Raw genomic sequence first — 1,256 nt, 5'->3', positions numbered from 1 at the left:
CGTCGTCGAAACAGGAAGCCCCACCCTCAACGAAGCCACGCCTGTGGCTGAGTAGGGTGGGGTAGTTCACGAGTACTCCAAGATCACTTGCACCGCCGCGTCGGACTCCGAATCGAGCAGCTCGTACGCCTCCGACGCGCGCTCGAAGGGGATCCGGTGGGTGATCAGCTCGTCGGCGGGGATCCAGTCGAGTCGGTCGAGCGCCGCGTCCATGCGCCGGTCGCGGTCCCAGCGCCCGCGGAGCCCCGGACTGATAGTCGACACCTGACTAGAGACGATGTCGATGCGGTCGCGGTGGAACCGCCCGCCGAGGTCGATCGGCTCGCGCTTGGTCCCGTACCACGAGCCGACCACGATCCGGGCGTCGTAGCCGACGACGCCGATCGCGTCGTCGAGCGCGCTCGGCTGGCCCGAGAGTTCGATCGCGAGATCGACGTCGTCGACGGCGGGGGCCGCGTCGCTCGGACCGGCGGCAGCGAGCTCGGCCGGGGTCGTCGTTCGGTCGGCGCCGAGCGTCGCGGCGAGCGCCCGCCGCCGCTCGATCGGGTCGACCACGACGAGCGACTCCAGCGGGAACTCGGCCAGTAGCCGAGTGACGCAGAGCCCGATCACCCCGGCGCCGAACACCACGACCCGCTCACCGAGCCGAGGCGCGGCGTCGAGGACGAGGTTCGTCGCGGTCTCTGCCGACGGGAGCAGCGACCCGGCGGCCGGGGTCGTCTGCGGGGGAAGCTCGACCACCGAGTCGGGGGTCGCGCAGAAGCCCGTCTGGTGGGGGACGAACGAGAACACCGACCGCCCGACCCACTCCGGGTCGACGTCGTCGCCGACCGCGCTGACGACGCCGCTCGCGGCGTAGCCGTACCGGAGCGGGTACGAGAGGTCGCCGTCGAGCGCGTCGAGCGTCTCGTCGGCCGGGAGGTCCGCGGGCGTCTGGTCGCGGTACACGAGCAGCTCCGTCCCGGCGCTTATCGCCGACGCGCGGGTGTCGACGAGCAGCTCGTCGGCGTCCGGCGGGCCGACCGTCGCCTCCCGCACCTCGACGGTCTGTGGGCCGGTGAAGTAGAGCGCGGCGTCGGTCATCGCGTGGCGGCGCCCGAGCGATGCCAGGGGCGTCGGCTCGGCTGGTGACGTGACACGTGGATCCCCACGGACCGTGCAGTGTTAAGTCCTCGCGCCGTCGGGCGGACGGTGTTCAGATAAGGATTGAAAGGTGAGGCGGTGCGTTTTCAAAGTGATCTATGCCCGAAAACGAC

Annotated in this window: 1 protein-coding gene; it reads right to left on the bottom strand. The window is 70.8% G+C overall.

From position 1 onward, the window contains the following. Positions 1-66 precede the first annotated feature (66 nt). On the bottom strand, positions 67-1,083 hold the full coding sequence (locus N5096_RS15425; RefSeq protein WP_267665688.1) for a zinc-binding dehydrogenase: 1,017 nt from the start codon (positions 1,081-1,083) through the stop codon (positions 67-69). Positions 1,084-1,256 lie beyond the last annotated feature (173 nt).

The sequence above is a fragment of the Halorubrum yunnanense genome (assembly GCF_026586675.1).
GTDB lineage: Archaea > Halobacteriota > Halobacteria > Halobacteriales > Haloferacaceae > Halorubrum > Halorubrum yunnanense.
This window is presented reverse-complemented; position numbering and strand designations above follow the sequence as displayed.